This is a genomic window from Streptomyces sp. NPDC047049 (assembly GCF_040643995.1).
In the GTDB taxonomy this organism is placed as follows: domain Bacteria; phylum Actinomycetota; class Actinomycetes; order Streptomycetales; family Streptomycetaceae; genus Streptomyces; species Streptomyces mooreae.
The window spans coordinates 250818-264753 of sequence record NZ_JBEYVM010000006.1 but is presented as its reverse complement, the minus strand read 5'-3'; the positions used below and the strand labels follow the sequence as shown (position 1 = coordinate 264753).

Annotated in this window: 10 protein-coding genes and 1 pseudogene; 7 read left to right on the top strand and 4 right to left on the bottom strand. The window is 71.9% G+C overall.

Going from position 1 to position 13936, the window contains the following annotated elements; genetic code table 11:
• Position 1 precedes the first annotated feature (1 nt).
• A pseudogene (locus tag ABZ851_RS17560) lies at positions 2–1275 on the bottom strand (hypothetical protein).
• 260 nt (positions 1276–1535) lie between these two features.
• Here ABZ851_RS17560 and mutA point away from each other — a divergent pair.
• The 4 genes from mutA (at position 1536) to ABZ851_RS17540 (ending at position 8351) form a co-directional block, all read left to right on the top strand.
• Positions 1536–3419 carry a methylmalonyl-CoA mutase small subunit gene (mutA, locus tag ABZ851_RS17555; RefSeq protein ID WP_361127997.1) on the top strand — a complete coding sequence of 628 codons (1884 nt, stop codon included), beginning with the start codon at positions 1536–1538 and terminating at the stop codon, positions 3417–3419.
• On the top strand, positions 3419–5650 hold the full coding sequence (scpA, locus tag ABZ851_RS17550; RefSeq protein WP_361127994.1) for a methylmalonyl-CoA mutase: 2232 nt from the start codon (positions 3419–3421) through the stop codon (positions 5648–5650). Before mutA ends, scpA begins: the two co-directional genes overlap by 1 nt.
• 10 nt (positions 5651–5660) lie before the next feature.
• On the top strand, positions 5661–6668 hold the full coding sequence (meaB, locus tag ABZ851_RS17545) for a methylmalonyl Co-A mutase-associated GTPase MeaB (protein WP_361127991.1): 1008 nt from the start codon (positions 5661–5663) through the stop codon (positions 6666–6668).
• 267 nt (positions 6669–6935) lie between these two features.
• Positions 6936–8351 carry a DEAD/DEAH box helicase gene (locus ABZ851_RS17540; protein WP_361127988.1) on the top strand — a complete coding sequence of 472 codons (1416 nt, stop codon included), beginning with the start codon at positions 6936–6938 and terminating at the stop codon, positions 8349–8351.
• A gap of 93 nt (positions 8352–8444) precedes the next feature.
• On the opposite strand, the gene ABZ851_RS17535 is transcribed toward ABZ851_RS17540, so the two are convergent.
• Both ABZ851_RS17535 and ABZ851_RS17530 read right to left on the bottom strand, forming a co-directional pair.
• Positions 8445–9326, bottom strand: a complete 882-nt coding sequence (locus ABZ851_RS17535; RefSeq protein ID WP_361127985.1) for a LysR family transcriptional regulator — start codon at positions 9324–9326, stop codon at positions 8445–8447.
• A gap of 103 nt (positions 9327–9429) precedes the next feature.
• Entirely contained in the window at positions 9430–9936 is a 507-nt protein-coding gene (locus ABZ851_RS17530; RefSeq protein WP_361127982.1) for an ATP-binding protein, read from the bottom strand.
• Between the two features lie 195 nt (positions 9937–10131).
• On the opposite strand from ABZ851_RS17530, the gene ABZ851_RS17525 reads away from it, so the two are divergent.
• Positions 10132–10374, top strand: a complete 243-nt coding sequence (locus ABZ851_RS17525; RefSeq protein ID WP_361127979.1) for a DUF397 domain-containing protein — start codon at positions 10132–10134, stop codon at positions 10372–10374.
• A gap of 112 nt (positions 10375–10486) precedes the next feature.
• Positions 10487–11395: a helix-turn-helix transcriptional regulator gene (locus tag ABZ851_RS17520; RefSeq protein ID WP_336047902.1), complete on the top strand. Its 909-nt coding sequence runs from the start codon at positions 10487–10489 to the stop codon at positions 11393–11395.
• Positions 11396–11538: 143 nt separating this feature from the next.
• Here the strand turns inward: ABZ851_RS17520 and ABZ851_RS17515 are convergent, their stop codons facing one another.
• Positions 11539–12354 (bottom strand): SAM-dependent methyltransferase, encoded by an 816-nt coding sequence (locus ABZ851_RS17515; RefSeq protein WP_361127975.1) that lies wholly within the window; start codon positions 12352–12354, stop codon positions 11539–11541.
• A gap of 607 nt (positions 12355–12961) precedes the next feature.
• On the opposite strand from ABZ851_RS17515, the gene ABZ851_RS17510 reads away from it, so the two are divergent.
• Entirely contained in the window at positions 12962–13861 is a 900-nt protein-coding gene (locus ABZ851_RS17510; protein ID WP_361127972.1) for a class I SAM-dependent methyltransferase, read from the top strand.
• The last annotated feature ends 75 nt before the right edge of the window (positions 13862–13936 follow it).

Genomic DNA, 13936 nt, shown 5'->3' with positions numbered 1-13936 from the left:
GTCACCCTCCGGCGGGCCCCGTTCGCACTCGCAGGAACCGCGGCCTGTAGAGCTCCACATCGCCGTTGAGCCGGGCATCGGGCGGGACGCCGGGCGGGCCGAGCCAATTGATGTCGTAGCTGAGCAGAAGCTCCCCGTTCGCGGTGAATTCGGGGTGTACCTGAGGGTTGTAGGCGGCGACGTACCGCGGGTCGGGCGCCGGTGGGCGGGGCGGGGTGAGGCGGCCGCCCGGCCCGTGCCAGGGGCCGTGCGGCGAGCAGGACCAGTAGGTGGTGAGCGCCCGCAGCCCGGCCGCCCCACCGCCACCGGTGTCCATGGTGAACAGCAGCCAGGCCGGACCGTCGCGCACCACCGAGAAGGCGCTGCCGACCCCGCGTCTGCCCCCGGCCCGCAGCACCGGGCGGGCCCGCCCGGCCTGCCGCTGCCAGCGGGCACCGTCCCAGAACCGCCAGCTCCTGCGGTCCGCGAGCCGCCCGTACGGAACCCGTGCGGCATAGGCGCTGGAGGCCGGTGACGAGGGCGGGTCGTCGCCGCCGAACACGTAGGTCCAGCCGCCGGCACGGACCGCCGCCGTGCCGTAGAGGACGCGCCGGGCCGGGTCGGCGGAGGTCGGGCCGACGGTCTCGGTGATGCCTTCCAGGCGCAGGCCGGGCAGCGACAGCGTGGCCACCTCGGTGCCGTGCGGCACGCCGAAGATCCACGGCCCGGTCCCGGGCGCACGGTTCCACAGCAGCACCCGGACGGCCTTCTCGTGCGCGCCGGGCGTACGGGGCTCCACGCTCGCGCGGACCGGCCAGCGCCGGCCGCCGCCGGGCGGATCGGGGAAGAACGGGCCGGGAGCGGCCGCGGTGCCGCCGGTCAGGGTGCGCACCGGCCGGCCCGAACGGGACATCACCACGGCGGAGTTGTGCCGCAGGAGCGGGGCGCCCCCGGCGTCGGCGGTGCGCCAACGGTGCCACTCCCTTTGCGGGTTGGGCGGCGGCTGGATCCGGTCGAGGAAGGTGTCGGAGAAGAGCCAGAGCGTGCGGCCGTCGGGAAGGCGAACCGAGTGGGTCCGTCACCGCCGGTCCAGTCGTCCACCCGGGTGTTGTCGTCGCCGTAGCGGGCGAATTCCGCGGTATGCCGGGAATCGGGGGACCAGGAGGCGATCCGGCGCCCGCGGCAGTCCGCGGCGCTGCCGGGAGGGGCCGCCCCCGGCAGCGCCCACAGCAGCCCGGCGACGGCGAGGAGCAGGGCGGCGGCGGCCGCCGTACGGATCACTGGCGCCTCGGACATCGCGCTCCTCCGGCATCCCCCGGTTCCTTGAGAGCTCGGGGAGGGTGCCGGGCCCACGCTACGGAACCTCCGCGGCGGCAGACGGCAGGCGCACCCCGCGGGGAAAAGGATGACTCGGCACCGTACGGCCGAACCGTCCCACCTACGTCCCACCTGCCCCTTCCGGCGCATAAATATGAAGATCCATGGGAGGTCAACGAGTGCAAGGTCACAGCTGGAGCCCCTGCTCCAGCTAACGGTCGTTCGCCTAGCCTGCTGCTATGACCGCCGAGTCCCCCGAACTCCCCCTGGCCGCCGCCTTCCCCGATGCCGATCGAGAGCAGTGGCAGCGCCTCGTCGAAGGCGTGCTGCGCAAATCGGGCGTCACAGAAGCGACGGGCACCGCCGCCGAGGATGCGCTCGCCACCGATCTGCAGGACGGCATCCGCATCCGCCCGCTCTACACCGCCGAGGACGCCACGGGCGCCCTGGGCCTTCCGGGCTTCCCGCCGTTCGTACGGGCCGGCCGGCCCGAGGGCACGACCGTCGCCGGGTGGGACGTACGCCAGCGCCATGTCCACACCGATCCTGTGCGCGCCAATGAAGCGGTACTGGCCGATCTGGAGAACGGCGTCACCTCCCTCTGGCTGGCCGTCGGCGACGGCGGGCTGCCGGTGGACGGACTGGAACGCGCACTCGACGGTGTCTATCTGGACCTGGCCGCGGTGGTGCTGGACGCCGGCGCCGATTTCGCGCCGGCCGCCGAGGAGTTGCTGCGCCTGTACACCGCGTCCGGCGCGCCGCTCGCCGACGCGGTCGGCTGCCTGGGCGCCGACCCGCTCGGTCTGCTGGCCCGTACGGGCGACGACGCCAAGCTGCGCCTGCAGGGGGAGTCGGCCGCCCGGATCGCCGCGCGGTGCGCCGCGGAGGCGCCCGGCGTGCGCGCGCTGGCCGTGGACGCGCTGCCGTACCACGAGGCGGGCGGTTCCGCGGCCGAGGAGCTGGGTGCCTCGCTGGCGACCGGTGTCGCCTACCTGCGGCAGCTGACGGAGTCCGGCCTGGGCATCGACGACGCCTGCCGGCAGCTGGAGTTCCGCTACGCCGCGACCGCTGACCAGTTCCTGACGATCGCCAAACTGCGCGCCGCCCGGCGGCTGTGGGCGCGGGTCGCCGAGGTCTGCGGAGCCTCCCCCGCCGCCGGTGCGCAGCGCCAGCACGCCGTCACCTCCACGGTGATGATGACCCGTCGGGATCCGTGGGTGAACATGCTGCGCACCACGGTCGCCGGGCTGTCCGCGGGCGTGGGCGGCGCGGACGCGGTGACGGTGCTGCCGTTCGATGCCGCGCTGGGGGTGCCCGATGCGTTCGCCCGCCGGATCGCCCGGAACACTCAGTCCGTGCTGCTGGAGGAGTCGCACCTGTCGAAGGTGATCGACCCGGCGGGCGGTTCCTGGTACGTGGAGAGCCTGACCGACGAACTGGCCGGTGCGGCCTGGGCGTTCTTCCAGGAGATCGAGGGCGCGGGCGGCCAGGCCGCGGCGCTGCGGTCCGAGATGATCGCCGGACGGCTGGCCCGCACCTGGGAGCGCCGCAGCAAGGACCTCGCCCACCGGCGCGAACCCATCACCGGTGTCAGCGAGTTCCCGCATCTCGCCGAGGCCCCGGTGCACCGCGAGCCGGCGCCCGCTCCGATCGGCGGAGGGCTGCCGCGGGTGCGCAGGGACGATGCCTACGAGCGGCTGCGGTCGCGCTCCGACGACCGCCTGGCGGCGAGCGGTGAACGGCCGAAGGTCTTCCTGGCCGCGCTGGGCCCGGTCGCGGCGCACACCGCGCGGGTGACGTTCGCCGCCAACCTCTTCCAGGCCGGCGGCATCGAAACGGTGAAGGAGGCCGCGCCGGTGGACGCGGAGTCGGTGGCCGAGGCGTTCGCCCGCTCCGGCGCGCGGATCGCCTGTCTGTGTTCGAGCGACGCGGTGTACGGCGAGCAGGCGGCGGCCGTGGCGGCCGCGCTGAAGTCGGCGGGGGCGCTGCGGGTGCACCTGGCCGGCAAGCCGGGTGAGCGCCGGGAGGAATTCGTAGCGGCCGGGGTGGACTCCTTCGTCTTCGCGGGCTGCGACGCGGTCGAGGTGCTGTCCTCGGCCCTGGATGTCATGGAGGTGGCGTGATGAACGACACGACACAGCAGACGGGCGCCATCCCGGACTTCAGCGCGGTCGAGCTGGGCAAGCCGGCCGCGGTGGACGCCGCCGGCGGCACCGGCGAGTGGGCCGAGGCCGTGGCGCGGTCCACCGGAAAGGGCGTGGCGGACCTGACGTGGGAGACGCCGGAGGGCATCGACGTCAAGCCGCTGTACACCGACGCGGACCTCGACGGCCTGGACTTCCTGGGCACGTACCCGGGGATCACGCCGTATCTGCGCGGCCCGTACCCGACGATGTACGTCAACCAGCCCTGGACCATCCGGCAGTACGCCGGCTTCTCCACCGCCGAGGAGTCCAACGCCTTCTACCGCCGCAACCTCGCGGCCGGCCAGAAGGGCCTGTCGGTCGCCTTCGACCTGCCCACCCACCGCGGCTACGACAGCGACCACCCGCGGGTGACCGGCGATGTCGGCATGGCGGGCGTCGCCATCGACTCGATCTACGACATGCGGCAGCTCTTCGAGGGCATCCCGCTGGACAAGATGACCGTGTCGATGACGATGAACGGCGCGGTGCTGCCCGTTCTCGCCCTCTACATCGTGGCCGCCGAGGAGCAGGGCGTACCGCCCGAGAAGCTGGCCGGGACCATCCAGAACGACATCCTCAAGGAGTTCATGGTCCGCAACACCTACATCTATCCGCCGCAGCCCTCGATGCGGATCATCTCCGACATCTTCGCGTACACCTCGCAGAAGATGCCGCGCTACAACTCCATCTCCATCTCCGGCTACCACATCCAGGAAGCGGGCGCGACGGCCGACCTGGAGCTGGCGTACACCCTCGCCGACGGGGTGGAGTACCTGCGCGCGGGCATGGCGGCGGGCATGGACGTGGACTCCTTCGCGCCGCGGCTGTCGTTCTTCTGGGCGATCGGCATGAACTTCTTCATGGAGATCGCCAAGCTGCGGGCGGCCCGGCTGCTGTGGGCCCGGCTCGTCCAGCGCTTCGACCCGAAGAACCCCAAGTCCCTCTCCCTGCGCACCCATTCGCAGACCTCGGGCTGGTCGCTGACCGCGCAGGACGTGTTCAACAACGTCACCCGCACCTGTGTGGAGGCGATGGCGGCGACGCAGGGCCACACCCAGTCGCTGCACACCAACGCCCTGGACGAGGCGCTGGCGCTGCCCACCGACTTCTCCGCCCGGATCGCCCGCAACACCCAGCTGTTCCTGCAGCAGGAGTCGGGCACCTGCCGGGTCATCGACCCGTGGGGCGGCAGCGCGTACGTCGAAAAGCTCACCCACGACCTGGCGCGACGGGCCTGGCAGCACATCGAGGAGGTCGAGGCGGCCGGCGGGATGGCGAAGGCCATCGACGCGGGCATCCCCAAGCTGCGCGTCGAGGAGGCCGCGGCCCGTACCCAGGCCCGGATCGACTCGGGGCGGCAGGCGCTGATCGGCGTCAACAAGTACCGGGTGGAGACCGACGAGGAGATCGAAGTCCTCAAGGTCGACAACTCCTCGGTGCGCGCCCAGCAGATCGAGAAGCTGAAGCGGCTGCGCGCCGAGCGCGACGAGGACGCCTGCCGGGCGGCGCTGCGGGCGCTGACCGCGGCGGCCGAATCCGGCCCCGGCGAGGGGCTGGAGGGCAATCTGCTGGCGCTGGCGGTGGACGCCGCGCGCGCGATGGCGACCGTCGGCGAGATCTCGGACGCCCTGGAGTCGGTCTACGGGCGGCACTCCGGCCAGATCCGTACGATCTCCGGTGTGTACCGAGACGAAGCGGGCCCCTCCTCCGGTGTCGAGCGCACCCGGGACCTGGTGGCCGAGTTCGAGCGCGCCGAGGGGCGCCGGCCGCGCATCCTGGTGGCCAAGATGGGCCAGGACGGCCATGACCGCGGCCAGAAGGTGATCGCCACGGCCTTCGCCGACCTGGGCTTCGACGTCGATGTCGGCCCGCTGTTCCAGACGCCGGCCGAGGTCGCCCGCCAGGCGGTGGAGGCGGACGTCCACATCGTCGGGGTGTCCTCGCTGGCGGCCGGGCACCTGACCCTGGTGCCCGCGCTGAAGGAGGCACTGGCCGCCGAGGACCGCGAGGACATCACCATCGTGGTGGGCGGGGTGATCCCGCCGCAGGACGTGCAGCCGCTGCGCGACATGGGCGCCGCCGCGGTCTTCCTGCCCGGCACGGTCATCCCGGAGGCCGCGCACGACCTGGTGCGGGACCTGGCGTCGGTCCTCGGCCACGAGCTCTGAGCGGGGGGTCATGCCTGCGACGATCGATGTCGAACGGTACGCCGAGGGGGTCCGCGCGGGTTCCCGCGCCTGGATCGCCCGCGCCGTCACCCTGGTGGAGTCCACCCGGCCCGACCACCGGGCGGCGGCCCAGCGGCTGCTGGTCGAGCTGCTGCCGTACTCCGGCGCGGCCCGCAGAGTGGGCATCAGCGGGGTGCCGGGCGTCGGCAAGTCGACCTTCATCGACGCGCTCGGCTCCCTGCTGACCGGCACCGGGCACCGGGTGGCGGTGCTCGCCGTCGACCCGTCCTCCAGCCGTACCGGCGGCTCCATCCTGGGCGACAAGACCCGGATGGAGCGGCTGGCGACGGACCCGGCGGCGTTCGTCCGCCCCTCCCCCACCTCCGGCACGCTGGGCGGGGTGGCGCGGGCCACCCGGGAGTCCATCGTGGTGATGGAGGCCGCGGGCTACGACGTGGTCCTGGTGGAGACGGTCGGCGTCGGCCAGTCCGAGACCGCCGTGGCGGGCATGGTCGACACCTTTCTGCTGCTGACCCTGGCGCGCACCGGCGACCAGCTCCAGGGCATCAAGAAGGGTGTGCTGGAGCTGGCGGACCTGGTCTCCGTCAACAAGGCCGACGGCCCGCACGAACGGGACGCCCGCTCGGCGGCCCGCGAACTGTCCGGTGCGCTACGGCTGTTGCAGCCCGCCGACGCGGCCTGGACCCCGCCCGTCCTGACCTGCAGCGCCCGCGAGGGCACCGGCCTGAAGGGGGTCTGGGAGCGGGTCGAGCAGCACCGCACCCTCCTGGAGTCCACCGGCGCACTGGCCGAGCGGCGCCGCGCGCAGCAGGTCGACTGGACCTGGTCGATGGTCCGCGACCGGCTGATCGACCGCCTCCAGGAGCACCCGGAGGTGCGCCGGCTGGGCCCCGGAGTGGAACAGGCGGTGCGCGACGGCGAGATCACCGCGACGCTGGCGGCGGAGCGGCTGCTGGAGGCGTTCGGGCTGGGAGAGGGGGCGACGGCGGGGGCATAGGCCGCCGGCCGGGCGGTCGCGGGCCGGGGACCGTCGCAGGCCGCCCGGTCCTCGCACCGCCTGGCCCCGCATGTCCCGGCCCTCCCCGACGCGCGGCGGAACGATCAGCACCACACACCGCCAGGGCGAACTGTCACTGTGTGTTAACCTCACATGTTTGGACTGCTGCGACGGTCCGCGATGCCGTCCGTCCCGTTCCCCTTGTTCGTCGGCTGCTCATTCCTGCCGGGCCTTCCTCGGTACGTTCCCCCTTGCGGAAGGCTCTTCATGAACCACCCGGACCGCCCCGCCACCTCGCACGGCGACGTCGACCAGGCGGTGCCCCTCGCCTCGACGGTGCCCCCTGTCGCCTCCTTCGCCGATCTGGGCCTGCCGGCCGAGGTGCTGCGCACGCTCACCGAGCGCGGCGTGCGCGAACCCTTCCCGATCCAGGCGGCCACGCTGCCCGACGCCCTCGCGGGACGCGACGTCCTGGGGCGCGGGCGCACCGGATCGGGCAAGACGCTCGCCTTCGGTCTGCCGCTGCTCGCCCGGACGGCCGGGCGGCGCGCGGAGCCGAAGCAGCCCCTCGCGCTGATCCTGGTACCTACCCGGGAGCTGGCCCAACAGGTCACCGAAGCGCTCACGCCGTACGCCGACGGCCTCCGGCTGCGGATGGCCACGGTCGTGGGCGGTATGTCGATCGGCCGGCAGGCCGCTGCGCTGCGCGACGGGGCAGAGGTCATCGTCGCCACCCCTGGTCGCCTGCACGACCTGGTCGAGCGGAAGGCCTGCCGCCTGGGACGGGTACGGATCACCGTCCTCGACGAAGCCGACCAGATGTGTGACATGGGCTTCCTGCCGCAAGTCACCCAGGTGCTCGACCAGGTGCACCGCGACGGCCAGCGGATGCTGTTCTCCGCCACCCTGGACAGCGACGTCGGCCGGCTGGTGCGCCGCTACCTCCACGATCCCGTCGTCCACTCGGTCGACGCATCCGCGGGCGCGGTCACGACGATGGACCACCATGTGCTGGTCGTCCACGGCCCCGACCGGTACGCCGTCATCACGGAGATCGCCGCCCGCGACGGCCGCGTACTGCTGTTCCTGGACACCAAACACGCGGTCGATCAGCTGACCCGGCACCTGCGGGCCGTCGGGGTGCACGCAACGGCCCTGCACAGCGGCAAGTCCCAGCCACAGCGCACCCGCACCCTCGCGCAGTTCAAGAACGGCCAGATCACCGTCCTGGTGGCCACCAACGTCGCGGCCCGCGGCCTGCACGTCGACGACCTCGATCTCGTGGTCAACGTCGACCCGCCCACCGACCCCAAGGACTATCTGCACCGCGCGGGCCGCACGGCTCGGGCCGGTGAGTCCGGCCGCGTCGTCACGCTGGTGCCCTCCGGCCTGCGCCGCGAGGTGAGCCGGCTGATGGCCGAGGCCGGCATCGAGCCGACGATCACCAAGGTGCGCTCGGGCGAGGCGGAGCTGAGCCGGATCACCGGGGCCAGGGCGCCCTCCGGCACCCCGCTCGACGGCGGGCTCGCCGCACCCCGGGCCAAGAACGCCAACGCCCCCTTCCGCGGCCTGGGCACCAGCAAGGACGCCTCCCGCGGCACCGGCGGCAAGTCCCGCAAGGCCACCGAAGCCCGCAAGCTCGCCGAGGCCCGCAAGGCGGCCCGGGTGCGCCGCGGCAACTGAGCGCCGCTGCCCCGCAAGGCCGCTGCGCCCACAGTGCGGGACCGGCCGCACCTGAAAGTACCCGCGCCCCGACTCCCCAGCGGAAAGGGTGCGTTACGCCCGCTCGGCGAAGTGCGCCACGGCCATGTCACGGAACCGCCCGGCGGCCGTGGAGAGGTAGCTGTCCTCGCGCCGGACCAGGCTCAGGGTCCGTACGCAGTCAGGGGCGTCGAGGTGGAGCCAGGCGAACGGTCCCTGCGGCAGTTCGGTGCGGCCGAGCGCGGGGATCAGGCCGATGCCGAGCCCGGCCGCGACCAGGAAGTGCGTGGCACCCGGTTCATCGCCCTCGCAGGAGATCACCGGTCGCCGCCCGATCGCGCCGAACAGCCGCTCCAGCAGCGCGCGGGGCCAGTGCCCCGTCCTGGTCGTGATGAAGGGCTCATCGGCGATCTCGGCCACCGTGACCCGCTCCCGGCCGGCCAGCGGATGACCGGCGGGCACCACGAGCAGTACCTCTTCGCGCAGCAGCAGCACCGCGCTCAGACCGGGCCCGGACAGCGGCTGGGAGGCGATGCAGAAGTCGACGTCCCGGGACCGTAACTGAGCGTGCATCACCTCGGGGGTGGACTGCAGGCAGCGGACGGTGACCCCGGGGTGCGCGGCGCGGAAGCCGGCCAGCAGTTCGGTGAGGGGCAACAGGGTCTCGGCGGCCACGGCGACGGAGCCGCCGTCCAGCCCGGCGGCATCGGCCATCTCCCGCCGCGCGTCGTCGAGTTCGTTCAAGGCCCGCTCGACCCGGGCCAGGAAGGCGGCGCCATAGCGGTTGAGCCGGATGGTGCGGCCCTGCCGGTCGAAGAGCGGCACGCCCAGCTCGGCCTCCAGCCGGGCGATCGTCCGGCTCACCGAGGGCTGGGCAACCCTTAACTCCTCGGCGGCCCGGCTGACGTGCTCCCGGCGCGCGACCTCTCGGAAGTAGTGCAGGGACAGCAGATCCATCGGCTTCTCGGGCCTTCCGCTCGGGTGACGGCAACCCGGGAATCGTCACACACGGCAGGTCCGTGTCGGGCTGAGGCGGGCCCGCCCCCCGCACGGGCCCGCCTCAGCCGCGCCTCGACACCGTCGCCCAGACCGTCTTCCCGGTCCGGTCCGGCGGTGTCCAGCCCCAGGAGTCGCTGAGCTGGTCGACGATGTGCAGCCCCCGTCCGGATTCCGACAGGGCGTCTTGCGGCTTGACGACGGGGGCGTCCGTTCCGGCGTCCGAGACCGCGCACAGCACGGTGGAGTTCTGCCGGGTCAGCGCGAGCCAGGCGTTGCAGAAGGGGACGGGCGCCCCGGCGGCGCTGTCGTCCCCGGCGGACTTGCCGCCGTAGCGCAGGGCGTTGCTGACGAGCTCGGAGACGACCAGGGCCACGTCATCGGCCACATCTGCACACATCTGCCAGCCCGCGAGAGTCACCCGGGCGAACCGCCGGGCCTCCGGCACGGTGCGCGCCGAGCCACTGAGGGCGCAGGCGGCGAAGCCGTCGGGGGCGGGCATCCACCATCCGCCCTCACACGGTTCCTCCCGAAGGGCGTCGTGCACGGTCTCTGCCGGATGTGTGGTCATCAACATCTCCGCGAGGGGGATTTCGGGGCTGGGCCGGACTGCCTCGGAGAGCTAATATCCTCGTCAGCCGTCACAGCATGCAAGTGCATCTGCAATTACATCAGCAAGGACGGTCGCTCAGGGGCTTGTTCACGCCAAGGTGATCGCAGGCTCGGGATCGGTCGGAGGAGAGACCTCCAGCAAGGAGCAACTGTTATGAAGCCGGTGACCAACGGCATACAGGCGACCAGCATCGAAGGCGCCGTCTGGCGCAAGAGCCGCCGCAGCAATCCCAGCGGAAACTGTGTGGAACTGGCCGTTCTTTCGGACGGCGGGGTGGCGGTGCGCAACTCCCGGTTCACCTCGGGTCCGGCGCTCGTCTACACCCGTGACGAGATGGTGGCTTTCGTCCAGGGAGCCAAGGACGGTGACTTCGACGATCTCATCGCCGGCCACTGACGGTGCGCCGTCGCGATTGGCGCATATGTCGTTCGGATAGTCGCCCCGGCTGTACGCAGTGCGCGGGGCGGTGGGACACTGGGCGTTCGCCCGACCACTCAGGGGAGTCAGCATGACCGCCGCGCAGCCGAGCAGCGATCCGTCCCTGCGCCGCTATCTGGAGCATCCACGGGGCGGCCCGACCGTCCTGCGGATCGTGCTGGGCACCCAGCTTCGCCGGCTGCGAGAAGGAGCGGGCATCACCCGGGAGGCCGCCGGGGACGCCATCCGGGGCTCGCACGCGAAGATCAGCCGCCTGGAGCTGGGCCGGGTGAGCTGCAAGGAGCGGGATGTCGCCGATCTGCTGACGCTCTACAACGTCACGGACGACGCGGTCCGTTCGGACTTCCTCAAGCTGGCCCGCAGGACCAGCAGTCCGGGCTGGTGGCACCAGTACAACGATGTCCTGCCCGGCTGGTTCGAGACGCATATCGGCCTCGAAGAGGCCGCCTCGGTGATCCGTACCTACGAAGTCCAGTTCGTGCCGGGCCTGTTGCAGACCGCGGACTACGCCCGCGCGGTGGCGCAGCTCGGTCATCCGCGGTCCGCTCCGGAGGAGATCGAGCGACGGGTGCAGCTGCGCGTACAGCGTCAGGAGCTGCTGACCGTCCCGGACGCTCCGCGGGTATGGGCCGTGATCGACGAGGCGTCGCTGCGCCGTCCGCTCGGCGGTCCCGAGGTGATGGCAGGCCAGCTGAGACATCTGCTGAAGATGGCCGAGCTGCCGAACGTCACGCTGCAGATCGCGCCGTTCAGCCTCGGCGGTCTGGCGGCGGCCGGTGGTCCGATCACGATCCTGCGGTTCCTGGAGCCGGATCTGCCGGACATCGTCTATCTGGAGCAGCTGACCAGCGCGCTCTATCTGGACAAGCGCGATGATGTCGATCATTACCTGGCGGTGATGGACCGTCTCAGCGCACAGTCCGAGTCGCCCCGCGAGTCCCTGGCGATCCTGGAGCGGCTGCTCAAGCAGGAGAGCTGAGGCGCGGAACCGGACGCGACAGGGGGCGGGGTTGCTCATCGGGCGCCCCGCCCCCCTTGTCTGTGGTGCGGTCTGTCTTGCCTGAGCGGTCTGTCTTGCCTGTGCGGTCTGCCTTGCCTGTGCGGTCCATGTGGTCCGTGGGGCTACAACTTGCGGGCCACTCCGCCGAATTCGATCCACTCCTGGGTGAGCTGCCTGGGACCGAGGTCCGCGTCCGGCTTCCAGGTGGAGACCTCCACCAGACCCGGCTCCTGGATCTCCAGCCCCTCCAGGAACCCGGCCAGTTCATGCGCCTGCCGCACCCGGCCCCACTGGCCGTGCGTGCTGACCCGCATGAATTCGGTGACGAAGTCGCGGGTGGCGGCGTCCTCACTGACCAGTTGGCACACCACCAGGAAGCTCCCGGGCGCCAGCCGGTCGGCGACCCTCTTGATGAGCCCGGCCGGGTCGTCGGCATCGGGTATGCAGTGGAGGACCGAGACGAACAGCGCGGCGACGGGCCGGTCGAAGTCGATCAGCCGCTCGACCTCCGGACTGCCGAAGATGCCTTCGGTGTCCCGCATATCCGCCTGGATGACGGCGGTGTGGGCGTTCTCCTCCAGCAGTGCGCGGCCGTGCGCCAGCACGATGGGGTCGTTGTCGACGTACACCACGCGGGAGTCCGGGTCGACCTGCTGGGCGACCTGGTGGACGTTGTCCTGGGTCGGCAGGCCTGAGCCGTGGTCGATGAACTGACGGATGCCGTGTTCGCGAGCCAGCCAGCGGACCACCCGCCGCAGGAAACGCCGGTTGTTGATCGCCAGCACCTGGGTACTGGGGACGACCTTGCTCAGCTCTTCACAGGCCTCGCGGTCAACGGCGTAGTTGTCCTTGCCGCCCAGGTAGTAGTCGTACATCCGCGCCACACTCGGGATGCTGACATCGACGACACCGGACTGCGGTCGTGGTTCCTGGCTCATTCCACACTTTCCCGTCGCTTCGACAGTCATCAGCCATGGGGCAGGGGTGATCGCTCCGTACAGGAGTGACCACACGCTGCGAGCCCCCAACATACCCATCGGAAGGCGGTTGTTGCAGACGAGCGGCAGGGTCCCTCGGGAAGAAGTGGCGGATGCCGGCCGGTCGGCACGGACGAGCGCCCCAACAAGCGTACGAATGCGGGGTGTTCAATCAGCCAGGTCGCCTTCCCGGTGCCGACGTCAACCGTATTCAGACCCCTGGCCAGGCCCCCGTACCGGGCCCCACGCCCAGGGGCCGAAGCCCCTGGCGGGGGTACGGGCCGCCGCCACGCCACTCACGGGCGGCGGCCCGTTCCTGTTCCCCCGGCGACACCCAGCGCCGGGCACGCCCCCCGCGCGGCCGGCCCCGGGCAGGAGCACCCCCGGGCCCGGGCCGCATCCGGTTTCCGCCTCGGCAGGCACCCGAGCAACAGCCGTTGCGGAGCGGGGCGTTGTGTGAAGTCGCCTACCACCATCGGCCTGGTTTACACCCACGAGTAATGACACCGAGGGGCCCCGCGCCCGGCCGTACTGGCCGGCTCCCCCGTCCGGCCGGTACAAGAGAGGGATGACCACAGAGCAGAGTGAGCTGTCGACCTCCCCGGGGGCATCACCCGTCACCGCGGGACCCACCGCCGAGGCGCCCACCACCGAGGAGATGGTGCGCGCCAACGAGGCGAACTGGGATGCCCGTACGCCGGTCCATGTGGCCAGCCGGTTCTACGGCCTGGACGGTTCCCGGACCGCCGAGGACTGGTTCGCGCCGTTCGAGTGGACGGATCTGGGCGAGCTGGCCGGGCGGGACGTCCTGCATCTGCAGTGTCATCTGGGCACCGAGACCGCCGCGTTCGCCGAGCGCGGCGCGCGCACGGTGGGCCTCGACTTCTCCGCGGCGGCGGTCGCGGAGGCGCGGCGGCTGGCCGAGGAGGGCGGCCGGAGTGTGGAGTTCGTCCGGTCCGATGTGCACCGGGCCGTGGAGGCGCTGGGTGAGCGCCGGTTCGATGTGATCTACACGGGCAAGGGCGCGCTGTGCTATCTCCCCGATCTGCCCACCTGGGCCGGGATCGTCAGTGCGCTGCTCCGGCCCGGCGGGACGTTCTACCTCGTCGAGTTCCATCCCCTGCTCGACTCCCTGGGGCCGACGCCGAGCCCGGACCGGCAGCAACTTCAGCTCCATCATGACTACTTGGGCGGCCGAGGTCCGCTCAGGAGCGATACCCCGTCCACGTACACCGACGGGCCGCCGGTACAGGGGGCCACGACGAGTTACGAGTGGCGGCACGGGCTCGGGGAGGTCATCTCCGCTGTGATCGGGGCGGGGCTGGCCGTGGAACTGGTCCGGGAGACCGAGCTGCTGCCCTGGAAGCGGTTCGACGCCATGGTGCCGGCCGAGAACGGCTGGTGGCGCCTCCCGCCGTCGGAGCCCATCATTCCGCTGCTGTATGCGCTGCGGGCGGTCAAGGCCTGAGCCGCCGGCCGGCACGGGCGCCCGGCGACCCGGTAGCCCGGTAGCCCGTCGACCCGTCGACCCGTCGGCCCGAGC

Excerpts from the sequence above, each read along its gene's own strand:
- mutA (WP_361127997.1), top strand. The coding sequence starts at position 1,536 with ATGACCGCCGAGTCCCCCGAACTCCCCCTGGCCGCCGCCTTCCCCGAT.
- scpA (WP_361127994.1), top strand. The coding sequence starts at position 3,419 with ATGAACGACACGACACAGCAGACGGGCGCCATCCCGGACTTCAGCGCG.
- meaB (WP_361127991.1), top strand. The coding sequence starts at position 5,661 with ATGCCTGCGACGATCGATGTCGAACGGTACGCCGAGGGGGTCCGCGCG.
- ABZ851_RS17540 (WP_361127988.1), top strand. The coding sequence starts at position 6,936 with ATGAACCACCCGGACCGCCCCGCCACCTCGCACGGCGACGTCGACCAG.
- ABZ851_RS17535 (WP_361127985.1), bottom strand. The coding sequence starts at position 9,326 with ATGGATCTGCTGTCCCTGCACTACTTCCGAGAGGTCGCGCGCCGGGAG.
- ABZ851_RS17530 (WP_361127982.1), bottom strand. The coding sequence starts at position 9,936 with ATGACCACACATCCGGCAGAGACCGTGCACGACGCCCTTCGGGAGGAA.
- ABZ851_RS17525 (WP_361127979.1), top strand. The coding sequence starts at position 10,132 with ATGAAGCCGGTGACCAACGGCATACAGGCGACCAGCATCGAAGGCGCC.
- ABZ851_RS17520 (WP_336047902.1), top strand. The coding sequence starts at position 10,487 with ATGACCGCCGCGCAGCCGAGCAGCGATCCGTCCCTGCGCCGCTATCTG.
- ABZ851_RS17515 (WP_361127975.1), bottom strand. The coding sequence starts at position 12,354 with ATGAGCCAGGAACCACGACCGCAGTCCGGTGTCGTCGATGTCAGCATC.
- ABZ851_RS17510 (WP_361127972.1), top strand. The coding sequence starts at position 12,962 with ATGACCACAGAGCAGAGTGAGCTGTCGACCTCCCCGGGGGCATCACCC.